Below are 20,880 nucleotides of genomic sequence, written 5' to 3'. Positions count from 1 at the left end.
GAGCGCTGGCGGCGCTTCTTTATCAGAAAAGCAGCCGCCTGAGGGGAATCACCAACGTGTTTTTAACAGGTTTGGCTGAATACCACTGATGCGATGGGTATTGCTGAAATCCTGTTTGATGCCCGCTTCGAATTCTTCACGGAAATATTTAATCGCGCTTTGCAACGGCTCTACGGCGCCTGGCGCGTGGGCGCAGAAGGTTTTACCTGGCCCCAGGAAGCGACAAAGCTGCTCAAGGGTTTCGATATCGCCCGGTTGCCCTTCGCCGCGCTCCAGCGCGCGCAGGATTTTCACGCTCCATGGCAAACCGTCGCGGCATGGCGTACACCAGCCGCAGGATTCGCGCGCGAAGAACTCTTCCAGGTTGCGCACCAGCGAAACCATGTTGATTTCGTGATCCACCGCCATCGCCAGCGCCGTACCCAGACGGCTGCCCGCTTTGCCGATGCTCGCAAATTCCATCGGCAGGTCGAGGTGAGCGTCGGTGAGGAAGTCTGTCCCTGCGCCGCCCGGCTGCCAGGCTTTAAACTTCAAACCATCGCGCATGCCGCCCGCGTAATCTTCCAGGATTTCACGCGCAGTCGTACCAAACGGCAGTTCCCAGACGCCCGGGTTTTTCACGCGGCCGGAGAAGCCCATCAGCTTGGTGCCATTGTCTTCGCTTTTCGACAGCCCCTGATACCACTCCACGCCGTTCGCGAGGATAGCCGGCACGTTGCAGAGCGTTTCTACGTTGTTTACGCAGGTCGGCTTGCCCCATACGCCGCTGGAGGCCGGGAATGGCGGCTTGGAACGCGGGTTGGCGCGACGGCCTTCCAGCGAGTTAATCAGCGCCGTCTCTTCGCCGCAGATATATCGGCCTGCGCCGGTATGCACGAAAAGTTCGAAGTCGAAACCGGAACCCAGAATGTTTTTGCCAAGCAGGCCCGCTTCGGTCGCTTCGGCAATAGCGCGGCGCAACCGTTCAGCGGCTTCAATGTATTCGCCGCGCAGGAAGATGTAGCCGCGGTACGCTTTCAGCGCGAAGGCGGAAATGAGCATGCCTTCCACCAGCAGGTGCGGCAGTTGCTCCATCAGCAGGCGGTCTTTATAAGTGCCCGGCTCCATCTCATCGGCGTTACACAGCAGGTAACGGATGTTCATGGATTCGTCTTTCGGCATCAGGCTCCACTTAAGACCCGTGGAGAAGCCCGCGCCGCCGCGGCCTTTCAGCCCGGCGTCTTTTACCGCATTGACGATCTCGTCCGGCGCCATGCCGGTCAGCGCTTTACGCGCGCCCGCATAGCCGTTTTTGCTCTGATATTCCTCAAGCCAGACCGGCTGTTTGTCATCGCGCAGACGCCAGGTCAGCGGATGGGTTTCGGCAGTACGAATAATGGTTTTCATTTGTACTGCTCCAGCAGGTCAGGGATAGTTTCCGGCGTCAGATAACTGTGAGTGTCCTCATCAATCATCATGGTCGGCCCCTTATCGCAGTTGCCAAGGCAGCAGGTCGGCAGCAGCGTGAAGCGGCCGTCGAAAGTGGTCTGGCCCGGCTTGATCTGCAGGTGCTTTTCAATAGCGGACTGAATGCCCTGGTAGCCGGTGATATGGCATACCACGCTGTCGCAATAGCGAATAACATGGCGGCCTACGGGCTGGCGGAAGATTTGGCTGTAGAATGTCGCCACCCCTTCCACGTCGCTCGCCGGAATACCCAGCACGTCGGCAATAGCGTAAATGGCGCCGTCCGGCACCCAGCCACGCTGCTTCTGGACGATTTTTAGCGCTTCAATGGACGCCGCACGCGGGTCTTCATAGTGATGCTTTTCGTGCTCAATCGCCTCACGCTCTGCCGCACTCAGCTCAAAAGCCTCAGCCTGTGGTTGTTGATTTTCGTGCATAGTTAGCGATCCACATCAGACATTACAAAATCGATACTACCCAGATAGACGATAAGGTCGGAGACCAGGCTGCCGCGGATAACAGCAGGGATCTGCTGCAGATGCGGGAAGCTCGGCGTACGCACGCGGGTGCGGTAGCTCATGGTGCTGCCGTCGCTAGTCAGGTAGTAGCTGTTAATCCCTTTCGTCGCCTCGATCATCTGGAAAGATTCGTTGGCGGGCATCACCGGACCCCAGGAAACCTGCAGGAAGTGGGTGATCAGGGTTTCGATATGTTGCAGCGTGCGCTCTTTCGGCGGCGGCGTGGTCAGCGGGTGATCCGCCTTGAACGGGCCTTCCGGCATGTTGTTGAGGCACTGCTCAAGAATGCGCAGGCTCTGGCGCAGCTCTTCCACTTTCAACATCACACGGGTGTAAGCGTCGCTGACGCCGCCGCCGAGCGGGATTTCAAAGTCAAAGTTTTCATAGCCAGAGTAAGGACGCGCCTTACGCACGTCGAAATCGATCCCGGTGGCGCGCAAGCCCGCACCGGTGGTGCCCCACTCCAGCGCCTCTTTCGCGCCGTAAGCGGCAACGCCCTGGGAGCGGCCTTTCAGAATGCTGTTGCGCAGCGCCGCTTTTTCATAAGAAGCGAGACGTTTCGGCATCCAGTCGAGGAATTCACGCAACAGGCGATCCCAGCCGCGCGGCAGGTCGTGCGCGACGCCGCCGATGCGGAACCATGCCGGGTGCATACGAAAACCGGTAATCGCTTCGACCAGGTCGTAAATTTTCTGACGGTCGGTAAAGGCGAAGAAGACCGGCGTCATCGCCCCTACGTCCTGAATGAACGTAGAGATATAAAGCAGATGACTGTTGATGCGGAACAGCTCAGAAAGCATAACGCGAATCACGTTGACGCGATCCGGCACGACAATGCCCGCCAGCTTTTCAACCGCCAGCACATAAGGCATTTCGTTAACGCAGCCGCCGAGATATTCAATACGGTCGGTATACGGAATATAGCTGTGCCAGGACTGACGCTCGCCCATCTTTTCCGCGCCGCGGTGGTGATAACCGATATCCGGCACGCAGTCGACAATCTCTTCGCCGTCCAGCTGCAGAATAATGCGGAACGCACCGTGCGCTGACGGGTGGTTCGGGCCGAGGTTGAGGAACATGAAATCCTCATTCTCCGTGCTGCGTTTCATGCCCCAGTCTTCTGGTTTGAAGGTCAGCGCCTCCATTTCCAGATCCTGCTTGGCTTTAGTCAGCTCGAACGGATCGAATTCGGTCGCGCGTGCCGGGTAATCTTTACGCAGCGGGTGCCCTTCCCATGTCGGCGGCATCATGATGCGCGTCAGGTGCGGGTGGCCGTTAAAGGTAATGCCAAACATTTCCCAGGTTTCACGCTCATACCAGTTAGCGTTCGGGAAGAGTTTAGTAAACGTCGGCACGTTCAGGTCGTTTTCGCTGAGCGCTACTTTCAGCATGATGTCGCGGTTGCGATCGATAGAAAGCAGGTGGTAGAAAACGGAAAAATCCGCGGCGGGTAACCCTTCGCGGTGCGTGCGCAGTCGTTCGTCCATGCCATGCAAGTCATAGAGCATGACATAGGGTTTGGGGAGTTTTTTTAGAAAATCGCCAACTTCCAGTAATTGTTCGCGCTTAACCCACACTACCGGAACCCCGGTGCGGGTAGCCTGAACAGTAAAGGCATCCGGCCCAAAACGGTTACGCAGTTCGCCGATGACCGGGTCATCTAAATGATCCCGGGTTTGCCAGACTGGCTGGGCGGCTTCATGCGCGGTTAAATCGGTCATAGTAATCACCATTGCAATGGTTCTGTGGTGACTGACGGGAGTGGCTTCGCGCTGTTATAGAGTGATATGCAAAGAGAAGAACCACCGCCCGCAGGCGCAATTAAATTTCGTCTGGCGTACGCAAGTTTGTAACAGCAATACGTTCGCCGCGTTTACGTTCGCGCTCTGATTGCATATTGGCGCGATAAACGCCCTGATCGCCAACGACCCACGACAGCGGGCGGCGTTCTTTGCCAATCGACTCCTGCAGCAGCATCAGCGCCTGCATGTAAGCTTCAGGACGCGGCGGGCAGCCAGGAATATAAACGTCAACCGGCAGGAACTTATCGACGCCCTGCACCACAGAGTAAATGTCGTACATACCGCCGGAGTTCGCGCAAGCGCCCATGGAGATAACCCATTTCGGCTCAAGCATCTGATCGTAGAGACGCTGAATCACCGGCGCCATCTTGGTAAATGGCGTACCCGCGATAACCATCAGATCCGCCTGACGCGGAGAGGCGCGCAGCACTTCTGCGCCGAAGCGAGCGACGTCATGCACTGCCGTAAACGATGTCACCATCTCTACGTAGCAGCATGAAAGGCCGAAGTTATAAGGCCAGATTGAGTTTTTGCGACCCCAGTTCACCATGTCGTGCAGGGCGTTCTCGAGCTTGCCCAGATAGACGGTGCGGTGAACCTGCTGTTCCAGGGGATCGGCGACAATCTCCTGTTTTTGCAGAGGGTAACGGTCGTTCTCACCGTTGGGATCTATGCGGGTGAGCGTGTAATCCATCTTATTGCCTCGCTGTTACTGCGTATGACGATTAGTGAGACCGCTCTGCTCAGGGTTAATACGCTCGCGACGTGAACGCGCGGGCGTCCAGTCCAGCGCGCCGATACGCACCAGATAAACCAGACCAGCCAGTAGCACTAAAATGAAAATTGCGGCTTCGACAAAGCCGACCCAACCGCTTTCGCGAATCGATGTCGACCATGCGTAGAGATAAAGGGCTTCAACGTCAAAGATGACGAAGAACATAGCCACCAGATAGAACTTTGCGGAAAGACGCAAGCGGGCGGTGCCCACCGAATCGATACCTGATTCAAAAGGAATGTTTTTGTGCCTCGCGCGTGCGCGTCCGCCTAAGAACCAGGCGCCTGCCAGCATCAGGCAACACAAACCAATTGCAACAATAAGAAAGATAGCGAATGCCCAGTGATGAGCGATGACTTCAGTGGATGTTGACATACGCATTGCTTAACTCAAAAAGTGGCGCTAAGACCCCTGCTCTTGCTGGCAGATGAACACCACATCGATTTAAAGGGAGGAACAATAAACCTTACAATCACTACCAGAATTGTGATTTAGGCAGCAAATTGATGGGGTTTTTTACTCCTTTCTATAACCTTTTGTCAACTTTAACAAAAGAATCCTCACATTAGTTTACATCCACGCAACCCTATTAACATTTGATGCCGTTTTACAACCCATTTTGTTGCCTGAACGCCATTTTTAGCGCTGTTGAATCGTGTCCGTAAAGTGAGTTGATTAAAATTGCCTCCTTATTCTGGCAGGAAATGGCAACTATTCATCCCCCTTAGCAGGGGTATTTTCTTGATCTGAGACACGCTTTTGTTAATTTCTAGCAAAAAAGAACAACAATGCTGGTCAATTTTTAACAAGGCGACGGGTTTTTAGGCAAAAGTACGTGGAAATGTCAGCCGCAGGAAAGCACCATCAATACCCGTAAAAAATCGCGGGAATTAAACATTCTGCGCACTTGTCTTTGCGGACTATCAATGTGAATTGTGTAAAAATAAGCCCTTTAAGAGTTTAAAGGGCGCTGAAGGGGCTTTCTGACAGTTTACAAATTGTTACCAGTTTATCGCTTCGATTATTCGAAATCGCCGTCAGGCATCATTGAGTCATCGTCGTCGTCCGCCGTTGCGGCGTAATTCCATGGGGTGTAGCTGTTTTCCATGGACTGGAATATGACCTGAGCGAGATCGTTCTGCCCTTTCGGATTACGGCACAGCAAGTATTGCGTTTCCGGCATTATCGGCAAGCCTTCAGAGGCGCCGAGCACCCGCAAATCCGGACTCATCATTTCGACTGGCCGCGCAGTAACGCCAAGGCCCGCCTTAACCGCCGCCCGCACAGCAGGAAGCGTAGAAGCGACATAAGCGATGCGCCAGGGAAGTTTCGCCGCGTTAAGACTCTCAAGGATAACGTCACGTGAAGCACTGCTTTCATCCAGCAGAACCAGAGGAATGGGCTCCCCTTTTTGCAGATTATAATCCGCCGCGCAATACCACATCGTCGGCGACGTCCGCAGCACGAGACTCTCAAAATTTGGGGGACAGGCGGTAGCGACAACAAGGTCGACTTCCTGTTGATTGAGCATTTCTAAAATAAACGGGGTGCGTTTAACGCGCACATCGAGCGCTAACTTCGGATAAACCGAACTAATGCGGTTTAAAAGGAAGGGCAAAATGGTATCGGCAGACTCATCCGAAGCGCCAATCGTCAGCACCCCTTGCAGGCTGCTAAACATTAATGATGTGCATGCTTCATCGTTGAAGCGAAGAATTTTTCGCGCATAGCCAAGCAACTGAATGCCATGCTCAGTCAATAATTTATTACGACCGTGGCGTGCGAACAGCTCTTTTCCCACCAGCTGTTCCAGGCGCTGCATCTGCTGGCTTACTGCCGATTGCGTTCGGCATACCGCCGCCGCCGCCGCTGCAAAGGTATTCAGATCGGCAACCGCCACAAAGGTCCGGAGCAGATCGAGGTCAAGATTAAGGATCGGACGATTTGCATTTATCATATTGTTATTCACTGTCAGGTTACGCTACCAGGCGGCCTTGGTTTAAAAGCTATGTGTCGTAAAGAAGGCAATTCCATTTGGCGTGCGCATCCGGCTTCGATCAACAAGGGCAAACTACTCTTATTTTCCGAGGTTATTGCAGCACGAAAATCCGGCTAAGCTTACTTTTAATAAATAAAGTTAATGCCATACATTCAAATATTTTGCACATTCATCCGGTATATTTAATTAAATTACTGGCGGTGCACTTGAATTTTACCGATTGGCTACAGCGAGGCCATTAGGGGCTTTCCTCTTATATGAAAGCCACGTTATGCTGAAGCTAAGCACCGCTCGGGAATATCGATAAGAAACAATTAAGTATCACGATAAACTGGCGAAACAGGTGTGATACCCGGCAGAGACGCCAGGGAATCGACATCAGTAACCAGGTCATACTATCTCATATTGAGGATTTTTTTAATAGCCTACGCAAATTATCGAAGTATTCCTAATAAGCTGTTTATAAATACATACTTAATAAAGGCAACGTTAAAAGTTATATTAAATAAACTTTATTATTTCTTATTATTAAAAGCGCAAAACGTAACAAAGGATTCACAACAATAGCCGCTTTTTACCGATCATTTCCAGGATTGATGAGCAGGGTTAATATTCATTTTTTTAGAGTGATCGCCGCTTAACGTGACCCGAAGAGAGAAAATAGGGCTTGCGTCCGCCGCGATTGTTATAACTTACCATAAAAACATCATTAACCAGGTTAATAATCTGCAAACAAAAAATAATTTAGACATTTAATTCGCAAAATTCAATCGCTAAAGCTTCTTTTTTAAACAAACCGCTTTTGAAGAATAGAAGAAACCTAACGACTTCGCACTTCAAAAGCCGTAACGGGAGGAGTACATTGTCGCCACCCGTTTCCACGGCAGGACGCGGGATAACATTGAAGGTCAGATCCATGTCACCCATCGAAAAATCCAGCAAACTTGATAATGTCTGTTACGACATCCGCGGCCCGGTGCTTAAAGAAGCAAAGCGTCTGGAAGAGGAAGGCAATAAAGTCCTGAAACTCAATATCGGCAACCCTGCCCCATTCGGGTTCGACGCCCCGGATGAAATACTCGTCGATGTGATTCGCAACCTGCCCACCGCGCAGGGCTATAGCGATTCAAAAGGTCTCTATTCCGCCCGTAAAGCTATCATGCAGCATTATCAGGCGCGGGGAATGCGCGATGTGACCGTAGAGGATATCCACATCGGCAATGGGGTGTCTGAACTGATCGTTCAGGCTATGCAGGCGCTGCTTAACAGCGGTGATGAAATGTTAGTACCGGCGCCGGATTACCCGTTATGGACGGCGGCCGTCTCTCTCTCCAGCGGTAAAGCGGTGCATTACCTGTGTGATGAATCCTCCGACTGGTTCCCGGACCTGGACGACATTCGCGCAAAAATCACTCCCCGCACGCGCGGCATCGTTATCATCAACCCGAATAACCCCACCGGCGCAGTCTATTCAAAAGAGCTGCTGCTGGAAGTGGTCGAAATTGCGCGCCAGCATAATCTCATAATTTTTGCGGACGAAATTTACGACAAAATTCTTTATGACGACGCAGAGCACCACTCTATCGCCGCGCTGGCGCCGGATCTGCTGACTGTCACTTTTAACGGGTTATCGAAAACTTACCGCGTCGCGGGTTTCCGTCAGGGCTGGATGGTGCTGAACGGACCGAAAAAGCATGCCAAAGGCTATATCGAAGGGCTTGAGATGCTTGCCTCGATGCGCCTGTGCGCTAACGTGCCGGCGCAACATGCGATTCAGACCGCGCTTGGCGGCTACCAGAGCATCAGCGAATTTATCGTGCCGGGCGGACGGCTATACGATCAGCGCAACCGCGCCTGGGAATTGATCAATGATATTCCAGGAGTCAGTTGCGTGAAACCGCGCGGCGCGCTCTATATGTTCCCAAAGATTGACGCTAAGCGCTTTAATATCCACGACGACCAGAAAATGGTGCTGGACTTTCTGTTGCAGGAAAAAGTGCTGCTGGTACAAGGCACTGCGTTCAACTGGCCGTGGCCGGACCATGTGCGCATCGTTACCTTGCCGCGTATCGATGAGCTGGATTTAGCCATTACTAAATTCGGCCGTTTCCTTTCGGGTTACCATCAGTAAAACGTTCAGGGGAAGATTTGCATCTTCCCCCGCCTCCCTCCACAATGGTTTTTTGTCGCGGTAACAGACAGAGCCCATTATGAATCAGAGTCACTTCTTCGCTTATCTTTCCCGTCTTAAACTTATCAATCGCTGGCCGCTGATGCGCAACGTGCGTACGGAAAATGTCTCCGAGCACAGTCTGCAGGTGGCGATGGTGGCGCACGCCCTGGCGGTGATTAAGAACCGCAAGTTTGGCGGCGAGCTGAATGCTGAGCGTATTGCTCTGCTGGCGATGTATCACGACGCCAGCGAAGTGTTGACCGGCGATTTGCCGACGCCGGTAAAATATTTCAACACGCAAATCGCCCATGAGTACAAGGCCATCGAGAAGATTGCCCAACAAAAACTGGTGGAGATGGTGCCGGAAGAACTGCGCGATCTTTTCGCGCCGTTGATTGATGAGCACCATTACAGCGATGAAGAAAAAGCAGTAGTAAAACAGGCGGATGCGCTATGCGCTTATCTGAAATGCCTTGAAGAGCTCTCTGCCGGCAACAACGAATTTTTACTGGCAAAAAGCCGCCTGGAAAAAACGCTTGATGAGCGGCGCAGCGCCGAAATGGACTATTTCATTGAGATGTTTGTCCCAAGCTTCCATCTTTCGCTGGATGAGATAAGCCAGGACTCCGCGCTTTAATCCGCTGCCCGCTTCAGAAAGGGAACAACAGCGGGATCATCACTACGCAGATGATCATAACCATCAGCGTAAAGGGTACGCCGAGTTTCACAAAATCGCTGAATGAGTAACGCCCCGGCCCCAGCACCAGCGTATTGACGGGCGACGAGACCGGGGTCATAAAGGCGGCGGATGCCGCCATCGCCACCGCCATAGCGAAAGGATAAGGCGATACGCCCATGGATTTCGCTGCCGCTAACGCGACAGGGGCCATCAGCACAGCCGTCGCGGTATTGGAGATAAACAGCCCCGTCGCCGCGCACAAAACAAACAGACACGCCAGCATCGCCTGAGGACCATACCCGCCGCCGAGCTCCATCAGCCCGCGTACCACCAAGTCGACGCCACCGGTTTTTTGCAGCGCCAGCGCAAAAGGCATCATGCCGACGATAAGAATAATGCTCGGCCAGTGGATCGCCTTATAAGCGCTTTGCAAATCGATACAGCGAAATTTGCCCATCAGCAGACAGGCGATGATCGCGGCGATGGGATTGGGAATTTCATCGGGCAACATCATCGCCACCATAAGCGCCAGGCAAAAAATAGCATGCGGTGCCTGGCTATGGGCGGGCGAGGCATCGCTTTCCTCTACCGGCAAATTAAGCACCAGGAAGTCATGGCCCCTGCCCCCTAGCTTGCTGATGAGTTTCCAGTCTCCGACTACCAGCAAGATATCGCCAAGCATCAGCGGCTCATCAACGATGGCGCCTTTCAGCGCCGCACCGTCTCGCCGCAGCCCTACGACATTCAGCCCATAACGTGTGCGAAAACCGATTTCGCGCACGCTTTTACCAATGATTTCCGATTCCGGTATCAGCGACACTTCCGCCATCCCGACATCCAGCGCCTGGTCAGAGAAATATTCGCCGCGCAGGATCATCGGTTCAAGCTGCTGTTCGCTGCAAAACTGACGCAGGTCCACTTCAGGGTCGGACATATCTATCAGCAGCACGTCGCGGGCGCGAAACTCCGTGACGCCCGTCACGTTTACGATAACCCGGCGAAAGCGCCGCCAGCGCTCAAGGCCAATCACATTCGCACCATAGCGCTCGCGCAATTTCAAATCGTCCAGCCGATGGCCGACCATCGGCGAACCCGGACGAATCGCCAGCCGGCGGGCGCGGCCCGTAAGATGATAATCTTTAATCAGATCGCGAAAGGTGCGGCGTTTCCAGCTTGCCTGGTCTGCGGCGCCGCTCACTTTGAGCATGAAGCGAAACAGCAGCATGTAGACGATGCCGCAAAGCAGAATCGCCAGCCCAAGCGGCGTGACGTCAAAGAACTCAAACCCTTTAAACCCTTCGCGCAGCAGCTCGCTGTTAACCACCATATTGGGCGGCGTGGCGACCAGCGTCATCATGCCGCTGATAAGCCCGGCGAAGCTCAGCGGCATCATCAGGCGCGAAGGCGAAATTTTCATGCGCGAGCAGACGCTAAGCACCACCGGAATGAAAATGGCAACGACGCCAGTCGAGCTCATAAACGCACCCAGCCCCGCGACGGTGAGCATAAGCAGGATAAGCATTCTGGTTTCGCTGCTTCCCGCCACGCTCATCAGCCACGAGCCCATTTTGGTGGCGACGCCGGTGCGCACCAGGCCATCGCCGATGATAAACAGCGCGGCGATAAGAATGACGTTAGGATCGCTAAAGCCTGCAAAGGCTTCGTTGAGTGTTAAGGTACCGCTTAAGACAAACGCGATGATAACCAGCAGCGCCACGGCGTCCATACGCACCTTGCCGGTAGCGAAAAGCGCCACCGCTACCGCCAGCAGACTGAGTACCCAAATCAGTTCACCGTTCACAACCTGTCCTTGTTTTCATGGCTCCCGGTTATGCCGGGTTCAGTGGTTGCCTGAAAGAGAAGCACGGCGAGAAACCATTTCTCGCCGTGATGGAAGGTTAACAATAACCGGTTCGCGCAGAGGCGATCCGGGGTTACATCATGAATGCGTCTTTTTACTGACGCTAACGGTGCCGTCCGGCATTTTTTCAATCGTCAGCTCATCCAGACGCGTAATGACCAGCGCAGCTTCATCCAGACGCGGCGTGGTTTCAGGCGCGTTTACCGCAATGACGGGCGAACCAGCGGCAAGGCCGGAATGAATGCCCGCCGGGGCATCTTCCACAACCGCGCATTCTTCAGGCGCCAGGCCCAGCAGCTGCGCGCCAAGCAAGTAAGCATCCGGCTCTGGTTTCCCCCGCTTAACCCGCTCCGCCGTGACGAACACTTCCGGCAGCGGCAGCTCGCTTGCCTTACGGCGCGCCGAGGCGACCGGCATTGAACCTGAGGTCACAATAGCCCAGGGAATGTCCGCCTCGTTCAATTGCGCGAGCAGCGCCTTCGCGCCCGGGAGCGCCACAATACCTTCGGTATCGGAAGCTTCAATTTGCTCGAGTCGGGAAAACTCGGCGGCAATCTCCTCTTCGCTCCGGCCGGGCATAAAATGGCGCAGCGAGGTAATGGCCTGCTTGCCATGAATAAAGCTTAAAACCTCTTCATGGCTGATGCCGAAACGATCGGCCCAGCTGCACCAGGCGCGCTCAACGGTCGCCAGCGAATCCACCAGCGTACCGTCGAGGTCGAACAAAAATCCTTTACACTTCACATGCAGCTCCCGTCAGGCGTTAGTAATTTGCATAATTTCATTGGCGCTCAGGTGATACTGACGCGGGCAGGACTGCCAGACCTTCAGCATGCGCTGGTATTTTTCCCACATCGGGGTTTGCGCATTAAAGCCGTGCGTGCCCGCGTCGAAATGCGTGTAGCGTCCTTCGGTGTTGACCATAAAACGTACGTAGCCGAGGTAACGCGCTTCGGTAGCAGCGTCAAAGCCAAGAAACGTCACGCGGCGCTCGTCAATCGTCTGGTTATCTTTCAGGTTTTCCCGGGAGACGCGTAGCGCGTGATACATTTCCATAATGTCGATAACGGTGCGGCAGGTCTCTTCGGGAAGCTGGCCGAAATCACGATCCAGTTCGCGCATTTGCAGGCCGTAGCCGCGCTCAATAATCGTCTGCAGACGGCGATAACGCTCGGCATTATCCGGGTCGAGCATGGTCATCATTTTGTACTGATTCGAGAGGATCAGACGTTGGGCGTTGGTCATTTCCATTATTGACTCCTGAGCGCGTAGCGCGCGCATAAAAGGCCTGAGAGCACAGAAAAAGTGTGCCTTCCTTTATATGCGCAACCCGGGGTCAATTACAAATCATCAAGGAAAGTTTTGTCGAGCTGCTTAAACGCGCGCTTTAACGTATCGGCCAGCGCCTGATAGTCGGGTTTGCCTTCGACCGGCGCCAGCGCCTGTCCCGCCTCCTGCAGCTTGCCGCGCACTTCGTAAAACCATTGCAATACCGAAGGTGGCAACGGCGTGACCGAACGTTTGCCAAGCCACCACAGCCCCTGCATCGGCAGGCTCAGGGCGAATAGCGCGGTCGCAACCGCCGGGCCCAGCTGCCCGCCAAGGGCAATTTGCCAACATAACGTAAATACGGCAATCGGCGGCATAAAGCGGATTGCATGGCGGGTGGCGCGGATAACGCGGTTTTCAACAAAGACGGGAGCGAGGCGTTTTTCAAGAGGCCACGTCTTCGCATAGTGCTGCCCACGACGGAACAGACTGAAGAAACTCACCGGGCGATTTTCGGGTGTAGACATGGCGTCACCTCAACTTCAAGTATAAAAAATAAAATAATCGTGCAAGATAACAACTGTACATGACAACGTTCAAAATATTTTGTCAATCCTCGCCGCGATCGAGTATCCTGTGCGCGCCTGTGATGGCGTAGACCGGGCGCCGGACGCTGTCAAACTAATTCATAAAACGCCGTTGCCGAAAAAACGCGCAAAATGGCGTAAACTCATGTGTATTTCTTGTCATGGCAGAATGTTCGCCTGGCATGACGTTAATCATAAATGTCGGCGTCATCTTGCGCTACGCTCAGAGACTCCCTGACGTTTTTTTAGCCACGTATCAATAATAGGTACTTCCATGTCGAGTAAGTTAGTACTGGTTCTCAACTGCGGTAGCTCCTCACTGAAATTCGCAATCATCGATGCTGTTAATGGTGAAGAGTACCTCTCCGGTCTGGCCGAGTGTTTCCATCTTCCTGAAGCCCGCATCAAATGGAAAATGGATGGCGGTAAGCAGGAAGCTGCGCTGGGCGCAGGCGCTGCGCACAGCGAAGCGCTGAACTTCATCGTTAATACTATTCTGGCACAAAAACCTGAACTCTCCGCACAGCTGACCGCAATTGGTCATCGTATCGTACATGGCGGCGAGAAGTACACCAGCTCAGTCGTGATTGACGACTCGGTCATCCAGGGCATCAAAGATGCAGCCTCTTTCGCCCCGCTGCACAACCCGGCTCACCTTATCGGCATCGCTGAAGCGCTGAAGTCTTTCCCGAAACTGGCTAAGAAAAACGTGGCCGTATTTGACACCGCGTTCCATCAGACCATGCCTGAAGAGTCTTATCTCTACGCCCTGCCGTACAAACTGTACAAAGAGCACGGCATCCGCCGTTACGGCGCCCACGGCACCAGCCACTTCTATGTAACCCAGGAAGCGGCCAAAATGCTGAACAAGCCGGTGGAAGAGCTGAATATCATTACCTGCCATCTGGGCAACGGCGGCTCGGTCTCCGCTATCCGTAACGGCAAATGCGTGGATACCTCTATGGGTCTGACCCCGCTGGAAGGTCTGGTGATGGGCACCCGTTCCGGTGACATCGACCCGGCTATCGTATTCCATCTGCACGATGCGCTGGGCATGAGCGTTGATCAGATCAACAAGCTGCTGACCAAAGAGTCCGGCCTGCTGGGTCTGACTGAAGTTACCAGCGACTGCCGCTACGTTGAAGACAACTACGAAGCGAAAGAAGACGCGAAGCGCGCGATGGACGTTTACTGCCACCGCCTGGCGAAATACATCGGCTCCTACACCGCGCTGATGGAAGGCCGTCTGGACGCCGTGGTCTTCACCGGCGGCATTGGTGAGAACGCCGCCATGGTGCGTGAACTCTCCCTCGGCAAGCTGGGCGTGCTCGGCTTTGAAGTGGACCACGAGCGCAACCTGGCCGCCCGCTTCGGCAAGTCTGGCTTCATCAACAAAGAAGGCACCACCCTCGCCGTGGTCATCCCGACCAACGAAGAACTGGTTATCGCTCAGGACGCCAGCCGTCTGACCGCCTGATACCCCACCGCCAGCCTGTGCTGGCGGTGTTGTTTTGTGTCGCGCCAGAGGATTCTGGCCGCAACGAACGAAAGAGGATAAACCGTGTCCCGTACTATCATGCTTATTCCTACCGGAACCAGCGTCGGCCTGACCAGCGTCAGCCTCGGCGTTATCCGCGCTATGGAACGTAAAGGCGTTCGTCTGAGCGTCTTCAAGCCTATCGCCCAGCCGCGTACCGGCGGCGACAAGCTCGATCAGACCACCGCTATCGTGCGCGCCAACAGCAACCTGCCGGCTGCTGAACCGCTGCGTATGAGCCACGTCGAATCGCTGCTTTCCAGCAACCAGAAAGACGTGCTGATGGAAGAGATCATTGCTCGCTTCCACGAGAACACTAAAGACGCTGAAGTGGTGCTGGTGGAAGGCCTGGTGCCGACCCGCAAACATCAGTTCGCCCAGTCGCTGAACTATGAAATCGCCAAGACGCTGAACGCGGAAATCGTGTTCGTGATGTCTCAGGGCACCGACAACCCGGAACAGCTGAAAGAGCGCATTGAACTGACTCGCAGCAGCTTCGGCGGCACGAAAAACGGCAACATTACCGGCGTTATCGTCAACAAGCTGAACGCGCCGGTTGACGAGCAGGGCCGCACCCGTCCGGATCTCTCTGAGATTTTCGACGACTCCACGAAAGCGAAAGTGGTCAGCATCGATGCGCAGCATCTGCAGACCGTCAGCCCGCTGCCCGTACTGGGCGCGGTGCCGTGGAGCTTTGATCTGATAGCCACCCGCGCCATCGACATGGCTCGCCACCTGAACGCCACTATCATTAACGAAGGCGATATCAAAACCCGCCGCGTGAAGTCTGTCACCTTCTGTGCGCGCAGCATTCCGCACATGCTGGAACACTTCCGCCCGGGCTCGCTGCTGGTCACCTCCGCAGACCGTCCGGACGTGCTGGTTGCCGCGTGCCTGGCCGCGATGAACGGCGTGGAGATCGGCGCTATCCTGCTGACCGGCGGCTACGAAATGGACGCCCGCATCAACAAGCTGTGCGAGCGCGCTTTCGCCACCGGCCTGCCGGTGTTTATGGTCAACACCAATACCTGGCAGACCTCGCTCAGCCTGCAGAGCTTCAACCTTGAAGTGCCTGCGGATGACCACGAGCGCATCGAGAAAGTACAGGAATATGTGGCAAGCCACATCAACACCGAGTGGATTGATTCCCTGTCTGCCACTTCCGAGCGCAGCCGCCGTCTCTCTCCGCCGGCGTTCCGTTACCAGCTGACCGAGCTGGCGCGTAAAGCGGGCAAACGCGTTGTGCTGCCGGAAGGCGACGAACCGCGTACCGTAAAAGCGGCTGCCATCTGCGCCGAGCGCGGCATCGCGACCTGCGTATTGTTAGGCAACCCGGATGAGATCAGCCGCGTGGCGGCCGCGCAGGGCGTTGAGCTCGGCACCGGCATTGAAATCGTCGATCCGGAAGTGGTTCGCGAAAGCTATGTCGCCCGTCTGGTTGAGCTGCGTAAGAGCAAAGGCATGACCGAAGCGGTGGCTCGCGAACAGCTGGAAGACAACGTGGTGCTCGGTACACTGATGCTGGAGCAGGATGAAGTCGACGGCCTGGTTTCCGGCGCGGTACATACCACCGCCAACACCATCCGTCCGCCGCTGCAGATAATCAAAACGGCGCCGGGCAGCTCGCTCGTTTCTTCCGTGTTCTTTATGCTGCTGCCGGAGCAGGTTTACGTTTACGGCGACTGTGCGATCAACCCGGATCCGACCGCAGAGCAGCTGGCGGAAATCGCTATTCAGTCCGCTGACTCCGCTGCCGCTTTCGGCATTGAGCCGCGCGTAGCGATGCTCTCCTACTCCACCGGCAACTCCGGCGCGGGTAGCGACGTTGAGAAAGTACGCGAAGCGACTCGTCTGGCGCAGGAAAAACGCCCGGATCTGATGATCGACGGCCCGCTGCAGTATGACGCCGCGGTGATGGCGGATGTCGCGAAGTCCAAAGCGCCGAACTCGCCGGTTGCGGGTCGCGCTACCGTGTTCATCTTCCCGGATCTGAACACCGGCAACACCACGTACAAAGCCGTACAGCGTTCCGCAGACCTGATCTCCATCGGGCCGATGCTGCAGGGTATGCGTAAGCCGGTAAACGACCTGTCCCGCGGCGCGCTGGTTGACGATATCGTCTACACCATCGCCCTGACCGCGATTCAGGCTTCCCAGCAGTAATCTGCTGCGGCAACGAAAAAGGCAGCCATGTGGCTGCCTTTTTTATTTTCTGCAAAACGTCGCGATTACGCTTCTTCCGCCTTGCTGGATTCGGTATTGGCGTTACGGCTGAGCCACAGCGCCAGCGCTTTTAAGGTATCCGGCGTGAACTCATCGCAGCGAGCGGTGATCTCTTCCGGCGACATCCAGCACACCTCGCTGATTTCACTCTCCTGCAGCGCGAACGGACCGTGGGTTACACAGCTGAACAGTCCGCCCCAGACGCGGCAGTTTTCATCTTCGAAATAGAACTGCCCGTGTTCAGCGAAAGGCACGCCTGCGATGCCAAGCTCCTCTTCCGCTTCGCGGCGGGCGCTTTCCAGCAGCGCTTCATCCGCCTGAACCACGCCGCCTGCGGTGGCGTCGAGCATGCCAGGCAGGAAATCTTTGGTTTCTGTGCGGCGCTGCACGAGGATTTTGCCCATCCCGTCGTGCACCACGATATACGTCGCGCGGTGACGCAGCCGTTCGGCGCGCATCTGTTCGCGGCTCGACTGCGCAATCACCTCATTGTCCTCGTTGACAATATCCACCCATTCCGTGCCTGCCAAATGACTCTGCTCCACCATCGGGAAACCTTCTCGCTAAGCGCTCTTACGGCGCGTTTATGATTAATAGCTCAACTTACGGGTTAATTGAAATCTGCGCAATAACCGCAGAATTATCCAGCGCATTAATGCTCAAAACGTCATCTTCCAGCATGCCATAGCTCGCGGCGAAGCCCCCTTTGGGAATGCTGACGGAGCCTGGATTGAAGAAGATGATATCGTTACGGCGCTCCGCCACCGGAATATGCGTGTGTCCTGAGACAAACACATCGCCTGCCCCCAGCGGCGGCAAGTTTTCCGGGTGATAGAGATGACCGTGAGTCAAAAACAGACGCTGCTTTTCGAGCAGTATCTGCTGCCAGGGCGCGGTAATGGGGAACTGCAACAGCATCTGATCCACTTCGCTGTCGCAGTTGCCGCGCACGCAAAGAATTTTATCCGCCAGCGTGTTGAGCCGTTCGGCCACTTCCGCTGGCGCGTAACCTTCCGGCAGCGCATTGCGCGGGCCGTGATAAAGCAAATCGCCAAGCAGAATAAGCCAGCGGGCGCCGCTCTGCCCGAATAAGGCAAGGAGGCGCTCGGTAGCCGGTAGCGAACCATGAATATCCGATGCAATCATCAGTTTCATAACTCACCTTTGTAAGTCTGTATTCGGTTGGCGAATGATAGCGTATCCCGCCTGGCTTATCAGCCCGGATGCTTCGCAGAGAGTGCGATAAAACGCTGAACGGAAGCCCGTTGCCACTGAAACGCCGCATAATCCGCCAACCGTTCCGGCACCGCATCGCCATTAAGCACGAGGCGGTTGAGCATGAGCGCTAAATCGGTGTCGGCAATCGACCATTCGCCGAACAAGTTCTGCTGCCCTTCCACCAGCAACGACTGGGCAAGCGCGAAGAGTTTGTCCGCCGCCCGGCGACCCGCCTCGCTTAAAGGCGCTTTTTTCTCGCCGGCAAACACCACTTCCGTAGGTCGCTCTTCGCGTATCGGCAGCAGATCGCTGCGCAGCCACGCCTGCACCTGCCGTGCGCGGGCGCGCTTTTCCAGCTCATGCGGATAAAGGCGGCTCCAGACCGGCGGGGCGAAACGCTCTTCCAGATATTCAGCAATCGCGGAGGATTCGCTAAGAAAAAAATCGCCCACCTGCAACAGCGGCACCCGGCGGGTTGAGTCAAAGCCTCGCCAGCCGGGCTTGAGATGCTCTCCACTCGACAAATCGATGGTTTTCAGCGAGAAATCAAGCCCCTTTTCCTGAAGCGCCACGTAAACGGACATAACGTACGGACTAAAGTAATTGGCATCGGACCATAGCGTAATAGCAGGTGTGGACATATTTCCTCGCAGGCTTCAGGGGTAAAATTAAAAAATATACAGCAAAACATCGGGCTGTCACCTGCCAGTACCCCCCGCGTCACCTGCGTGCGCACGCTTTGCGCCTATACTTGCCGGAAGAGGAATTTTCATTACGTTCTGACGGGAGTTGTTATGATCGACCTGTACTACGCGCCCACCCCGAACGGTCACAAAGTGACGCTGTTTCTGGAGGAAGCTGAACTCGATTATCGCCTGCACCGCGTGGATATCAGCAAAGGAGAGCAGTTCAAACCCGAATTTCTCGCCATTTCGCCCAATAATAAAATTCCGGCCATTATCGACCACGCCCCCGCCGACGGCGGCGGCCCGCTGAGCATTTTCGAATCCGGCGCCATTTTGCTCTATTTAGCAGAGAAAACCGGCAAGCTGCTGAGTCCTGAACTGCGCGAGCGGCAGGCGACCCTGCAGTGGCTCTTCTGGCAGGTAGGCGGCTTCGGCCCGATGCTTGGGCAAAATCACCACTTTAATCATTTCGCGCCGCAACCGGTGCCCTACGCCATTGAACGGTATCAGGTGGAGACGCAGCGCCTGTATGGCGTGCTCAACAAACGGCTGGAGAAGACGCCCTGGCTCGGCGGCGACGGCTACAGCATCGCGGATATCGCCGCCTATCCGTGGGTGGTGTCTCACGAGCGCCAGCGTATCGATCTCAACACCTATCCGGCAGTCAATAACTGGTTTACCCGCATTCAGAACCGCCCGGCCACGGAGCGCGCCTGGAAACGCGCGGAAACCGTCTGACAATGCGCGCCCGGCATGGGCGCGCTTCGCTTCCTCCTGTATGATAGGCGCCACTTAGCCCCACGGAGGAAACCGGCATGACACAGCAGCCAGACGCCATTATTCGCGTCAAAAACCTGCGCCTGCGCACTTTTATCGGTATTAAAGAAGAAGAGATAGCAAACCGACAGGATATCGTCATTAACGTGACGATCCACTATCCGGCGGAGAAAGCGCGCGCCAGCGAAGACATCAACGACGCGCTGAACTACCGCACCATTACCAAGCAGATAATTCAGCATGTCGAGAGCAACCGCTTCTCCCTGCTGGAGAAATTAACCCAGGATGTGCTCAATATCGCGCGCGATCACGCCTGGGTCACCTATGCTGAAGTGGAGATAGATAAACTTCACGCGCTGCGTTACGCCGATTCCGTCTCAATGACCATGAGCTGGCGACGCTAAGCGCAACCGGGAGGTTGCATGAATATCCTGATAACTGGCGGCACCGGCCTGATTGGCCGTCACCTTGTGCCGCGCCTGCTGGAGCTGGGTCACCACGTCACCGTCGTCACTCGCGATCTCAACAAAGCCCGCGCCACGTTCGACGCCCGCGTCAATCTGTGGAAGGGGCTTACCGATCATGAAAATCTCGACGAGTTTGACGCCGTCATTAACCTTGCGGGCGAGCCGATAGCCGACAAGCGCTGGACGGAGGCGCAAAAGCAGCGGTTATGCCAGAGCCGCTGGCAGACAACCCAGCGGCTGGTGGAGATGTTTCACGCCGGCGAAAACCCGCCAGAGGTGTTGATTTCCGGCTCCGCTACAGGATATTACGGCGATCTGGGCGAAGTGGTGGTAAATGAAGACGAGCCGCCGCATAACGAATTCACCCATAAACTTTGCGCCCGCTGGGAGCAAATCGCCTGCGGGGCGCAGAGCGACAAAACCCGCGTCTGCCTGCTGCGCACCGGCGCGGTGCTGGCGCCGAAAGGCGGCATGCTTGGCAAACTGGTGCCGCTTTTTCGCGCCGGTCTCGGTGGGCCTATCGGCAGCGGCCGTCAGTATCTCGCCTGGATCCACGTTGATGACATGGTCAACGCCATCCTCTGGCTGTTGAACAACGACCTGCGCGGGCCGTTCAATATGGTCTCCCCTTATCCGGTTCGCAACGAGCAGTTCGCGCATGCGCTCGGCCACGTGCTGCACCGCCCCGCCTTTATGCGCGCGCCGGCAAGCGCCGTGCGCCTGATCATGGGCGAATCCGCCGTGCTGGTGCTGGGCGGCCAGCGCGCGCTGCCGAAGCGGCTTGAAGAGTCCGGCTTCGGCTTTCGCTGGTATGACCTGGAAGAAGCGCTGCATGATGTGGTGCGGTGAAAAAAGGGCCACTT

Annotated in this window: 20 protein-coding genes; 7 read left to right on the top strand and 13 right to left on the bottom strand. The window is 55.4% G+C overall.

Going from position 1 to position 20,880, the window contains the following annotated elements:
* Positions 1-48 precede the first annotated feature (48 nt).
* From nuoF to lrhA, 6 genes are all read right to left on the bottom strand, one after another.
* Positions 49-1,386 carry an NADH-quinone oxidoreductase subunit NuoF gene (gene nuoF / locus IEX01_RS17020; RefSeq protein WP_024556226.1) on the bottom strand — a complete coding sequence of 446 codons (1,338 nt, stop codon included), beginning with the start codon at positions 1,384-1,386 and terminating at the stop codon, positions 49-51.
* Positions 1,383-1,883 carry an NADH-quinone oxidoreductase subunit NuoE gene (nuoE, locus tag IEX01_RS17015; protein ID WP_024560395.1) on the bottom strand — a complete coding sequence of 167 codons (501 nt, stop codon included), beginning with the start codon at positions 1,881-1,883 and terminating at the stop codon, positions 1,383-1,385. Before nuoE ends, nuoF begins: the two co-directional genes overlap by 4 nt.
* 2 nt (positions 1,884-1,885) lie before the next feature.
* Positions 1,886-3,697: an NADH-quinone oxidoreductase subunit C/D gene (nuoC, locus tag IEX01_RS17010; RefSeq protein ID WP_024556224.1), complete on the bottom strand. Its 1,812-nt coding sequence runs from the start codon at positions 3,695-3,697 to the stop codon at positions 1,886-1,888.
* Positions 3,698-3,785: 88 nt separating this feature from the next.
* On the bottom strand, positions 3,786-4,460 hold the full coding sequence (locus IEX01_RS17005) for a NuoB/complex I 20 kDa subunit family protein (RefSeq protein WP_024552772.1): 675 nt from the start codon (positions 4,458-4,460) through the stop codon (positions 3,786-3,788).
* 15 nt (positions 4,461-4,475) lie between these two features.
* Positions 4,476-4,922, bottom strand: a complete 447-nt coding sequence (gene nuoA / locus IEX01_RS17000) for an NADH-quinone oxidoreductase subunit NuoA (protein ID WP_034882306.1) — start codon at positions 4,920-4,922, stop codon at positions 4,476-4,478.
* 640 nt (positions 4,923-5,562) lie between these two features.
* Complete coding sequence (lrhA, locus tag IEX01_RS16995) at positions 5,563-6,498, bottom strand: transcriptional regulator LrhA (RefSeq protein ID WP_024560396.1); 936 nt, start codon at positions 6,496-6,498, stop codon at positions 5,563-5,565.
* 958 nt (positions 6,499-7,456) lie between these two features.
* On the opposite strand from lrhA, the gene alaA reads away from it, so the two are divergent.
* Both alaA and yfbR read left to right on the top strand, forming a co-directional pair.
* The gene (gene alaA, locus IEX01_RS16990; RefSeq protein ID WP_188724218.1) at positions 7,457-8,671 is read left to right on the top strand and encodes an alanine transaminase AlaA; all 1,215 of its coding nucleotides are present in this window, start codon (positions 7,457-7,459) and stop codon (positions 8,669-8,671) included.
* A gap of 79 nt (positions 8,672-8,750) precedes the next feature.
* On the top strand, positions 8,751-9,350 hold the full coding sequence (gene yfbR, locus IEX01_RS16985) for a 5'-deoxynucleotidase (RefSeq protein ID WP_024556219.1): 600 nt from the start codon (positions 8,751-8,753) through the stop codon (positions 9,348-9,350).
* A gap of 13 nt (positions 9,351-9,363) precedes the next feature.
* On the opposite strand, the gene IEX01_RS16980 is transcribed toward yfbR, so the two are convergent.
* From IEX01_RS16980 to yfbV, 4 genes are all read right to left on the bottom strand, one after another.
* Positions 9,364-11,193, bottom strand: coding sequence for an SLC13 family permease (locus tag IEX01_RS16980; RefSeq protein WP_188724217.1), 1,830 nt, complete (start codon positions 11,191-11,193; stop codon positions 9,364-9,366).
* Positions 11,194-11,331: 138 nt separating this feature from the next.
* Entirely contained in the window at positions 11,332-11,997 is a 666-nt protein-coding gene (locus IEX01_RS16975) for a sugar phosphatase (RefSeq protein ID WP_024556217.1), read from the bottom strand.
* 12 nt (positions 11,998-12,009) lie between these two features.
* Positions 12,010-12,504 (bottom strand): YfbU family protein, encoded by a 495-nt coding sequence (locus IEX01_RS16970; RefSeq protein WP_024552764.1) that lies wholly within the window; start codon positions 12,502-12,504, stop codon positions 12,010-12,012.
* Positions 12,505-12,593: 89 nt separating this feature from the next.
* On the bottom strand, positions 12,594-13,049 hold the full coding sequence (gene yfbV, locus IEX01_RS16965) for a terminus macrodomain insulation protein YfbV (RefSeq protein WP_024556216.1): 456 nt from the start codon (positions 13,047-13,049) through the stop codon (positions 12,594-12,596).
* A 334-nt stretch (positions 13,050-13,383) separates the two neighbouring features.
* Here yfbV and ackA point away from each other — a divergent pair, with 334 nt between their 5' ends.
* The gene (gene ackA / locus IEX01_RS16960) at positions 13,384-14,586 is read left to right on the top strand and encodes an acetate kinase (protein WP_024556215.1); all 1,203 of its coding nucleotides are present in this window, start codon (positions 13,384-13,386) and stop codon (positions 14,584-14,586) included.
* 84 nt (positions 14,587-14,670) lie between these two features.
* A complete protein-coding gene (gene pta / locus IEX01_RS16955; protein ID WP_024556214.1) occupies positions 14,671-16,809 on the top strand; it encodes a phosphate acetyltransferase in 2,139 nt (712 codons plus the stop codon).
* Positions 16,810-16,874: 65 nt separating this feature from the next.
* Here pta and yfcD read toward each other — a convergent pair whose 3' ends face one another.
* The 3 genes from yfcD to yfcF are packed head-to-tail and all read right to left on the bottom strand — an operon-like array spanning position 16,875 to position 18,728.
* A complete protein-coding gene (gene yfcD, locus IEX01_RS16950; protein ID WP_024556213.1) occupies positions 16,875-17,417 on the bottom strand; it encodes an NUDIX hydrolase YfcD in 543 nt (180 codons plus the stop codon).
* A 55-nt stretch (positions 17,418-17,472) separates the two neighbouring features.
* Positions 17,473-18,024, bottom strand: coding sequence for a phosphodiesterase (gene yfcE, locus IEX01_RS16945; protein ID WP_188724216.1), 552 nt, complete (start codon positions 18,022-18,024; stop codon positions 17,473-17,475).
* A 59-nt stretch (positions 18,025-18,083) separates the two neighbouring features.
* Positions 18,084-18,728: a glutathione transferase gene (gene yfcF / locus IEX01_RS16940; protein ID WP_188724215.1), complete on the bottom strand. Its 645-nt coding sequence runs from the start codon at positions 18,726-18,728 to the stop codon at positions 18,084-18,086.
* Positions 18,729-18,881: 153 nt separating this feature from the next.
* On the opposite strand from yfcF, the gene yfcG reads away from it, so the two are divergent.
* The 3 genes from yfcG (at position 18,882) to IEX01_RS16925 (ending at position 20,866) form a co-directional block, all read left to right on the top strand.
* Positions 18,882-19,511 carry a GSH-dependent disulfide bond oxidoreductase gene (gene yfcG, locus IEX01_RS16935; RefSeq protein ID WP_024556210.1) on the top strand — a complete coding sequence of 210 codons (630 nt, stop codon included), beginning with the start codon at positions 18,882-18,884 and terminating at the stop codon, positions 19,509-19,511.
* A gap of 77 nt (positions 19,512-19,588) precedes the next feature.
* Positions 19,589-19,954, top strand: a complete 366-nt coding sequence (folX, locus tag IEX01_RS16930) for a dihydroneopterin triphosphate 2'-epimerase (protein ID WP_024556209.1) — start codon at positions 19,589-19,591, stop codon at positions 19,952-19,954.
* Positions 19,955-19,972: 18 nt separating this feature from the next.
* Positions 19,973-20,866: a TIGR01777 family oxidoreductase gene (locus IEX01_RS16925; protein WP_048888511.1), complete on the top strand. Its 894-nt coding sequence runs from the start codon at positions 19,973-19,975 to the stop codon at positions 20,864-20,866.
* The last annotated feature ends 14 nt before the right edge of the window (positions 20,867-20,880 follow it).

It is taken from the genome of Franconibacter daqui (assembly GCF_014644275.1).
Taxonomy (GTDB): Bacteria; Pseudomonadota; Gammaproteobacteria; order Enterobacterales; family Enterobacteriaceae; genus Franconibacter; species Franconibacter pulveris.
The sequence above is the reverse complement of the archived record's forward strand: the minus strand, read 5'-3'. Positions and strand labels throughout refer to the sequence as shown.

Coding starts and splice junctions, on each gene's coding strand:
- nuoA (WP_034882306.1), bottom strand. CDS start 4,922: ATGCGTATGTCAACATCCACTGAAGTCATCGCTCATCACTGGGCATTC.
- yfcE (WP_188724216.1), bottom strand. CDS start 18,024: ATGAAACTGATGATTGCATCGGATATTCATGGTTCGCTACCGGCTACC.
- nuoE (WP_024560395.1), bottom strand. CDS start 1,883: ATGCACGAAAATCAACAACCACAGGCTGAGGCTTTTGAGCTGAGTGCG.
- yfbV (WP_024556216.1), bottom strand. CDS start 13,049: ATGTCTACACCCGAAAATCGCCCGGTGAGTTTCTTCAGTCTGTTCCGT.
- lrhA (WP_024560396.1), bottom strand. CDS start 6,498: ATGATAAATGCAAATCGTCCGATCCTTAATCTTGACCTCGATCTGCTC.
- IEX01_RS17005 (WP_024552772.1), bottom strand. CDS start 4,460: ATGGATTACACGCTCACCCGCATAGATCCCAACGGTGAGAACGACCGT.
- nuoF (WP_024556226.1), bottom strand. CDS start 1,386: ATGAAAACCATTATTCGTACTGCCGAAACCCATCCGCTGACCTGGCGT.
- yfbR (WP_024556219.1), top strand. CDS start 8,751: ATGAATCAGAGTCACTTCTTCGCTTATCTTTCCCGTCTTAAACTTATC.
- IEX01_RS16925 (WP_048888511.1), top strand. CDS start 19,973: ATGAATATCCTGATAACTGGCGGCACCGGCCTGATTGGCCGTCACCTT.
- folX (WP_024556209.1), top strand. CDS start 19,589: ATGACACAGCAGCCAGACGCCATTATTCGCGTCAAAAACCTGCGCCTG.
- nuoC (WP_024556224.1), bottom strand. CDS start 3,697: ATGGTGATTACTATGACCGATTTAACCGCGCATGAAGCCGCCCAGCCA.
- IEX01_RS16970 (WP_024552764.1), bottom strand. CDS start 12,504: ATGGAAATGACCAACGCCCAACGTCTGATCCTCTCGAATCAGTACAAA.
- ackA (WP_024556215.1), top strand. CDS start 13,384: ATGTCGAGTAAGTTAGTACTGGTTCTCAACTGCGGTAGCTCCTCACTG.
- yfcF (WP_188724215.1), bottom strand. CDS start 18,728: ATGTCCACACCTGCTATTACGCTATGGTCCGATGCCAATTACTTTAGT.
- yfcD (WP_024556213.1), bottom strand. CDS start 17,417: ATGGTGGAGCAGAGTCATTTGGCAGGCACGGAATGGGTGGATATTGTC.
- alaA (WP_188724218.1), top strand. CDS start 7,457: ATGTCACCCATCGAAAAATCCAGCAAACTTGATAATGTCTGTTACGAC.
- yfcG (WP_024556210.1), top strand. CDS start 18,882: ATGATCGACCTGTACTACGCGCCCACCCCGAACGGTCACAAAGTGACG.